The sequence below is a fragment of the Pedobacter jamesrossensis genome (assembly GCF_042650905.1).
GTDB classification, from domain to species: domain Bacteria; phylum Bacteroidota; class Bacteroidia; order Sphingobacteriales; family Sphingobacteriaceae; genus Pedobacter; species Pedobacter jamesrossensis.
In genome coordinates this window covers 1-571 of the sequence record NZ_JBHSBY010000046.1, presented here as the reverse complement: position 1 = coordinate 571, position 571 = coordinate 1, and the positions used below count along the sequence as shown (strand labels likewise).

Here is a 571-nt window from a genome sequence, read left to right as displayed (position 1 = left end):
GCTTGCTCCTTAAGAAAGTGGCGCACGGGTGCGTAACGCGTATGCAACCTACCTTAATCAGGGGGATAGCCCGAAGAAATTCGGATTAACACCGCATAAAAACACAGGGTAGCATTACCCAATGTTCAAATATTTATAGGATTAAGATGGGCATGCGTGTCATTAGCTAGTTGGCGGGGTAACGGCCCACCAAGGCGACGATGACTAGGGGATCTGAGAGGATGACCCCCCACACTGGTACTGAGACACGGACCAGACTCCTACGGGAGGCAGCAGTAAGGAATATTGGTCAATGGAGGCAACTCTGAACCAGCCATGCCGCGTGCAGGAAGACGGCCCTATGGGTTGTAAACTGCTTTTATCTGGGAATAAACCTTTCTACGTGTAGGAAGCTGAATGTACCAGAAGAATAAGGATCGGCTAACTCCGTGCCAGCAGCCGCGGTAATACGGAGGATCCAAGCGTTATCCGGATTTATTGGGTTTAAAGGGTGCGTAGGCGGCAGTTTAAGTCAGAGGTGAAAGACGGTAGCTCAACTATCGCAGTGCCTTTGATACTGAATTGCTTGAAT

Annotated in this window: 1 rRNA gene; it reads left to right on the top strand. The window is 49.7% G+C overall.

Annotated features, from left to right (window positions below):
- Positions 1–571, top strand: a 16S ribosomal RNA gene (locus tag ACFOUY_RS08930); the annotation flags it as partial.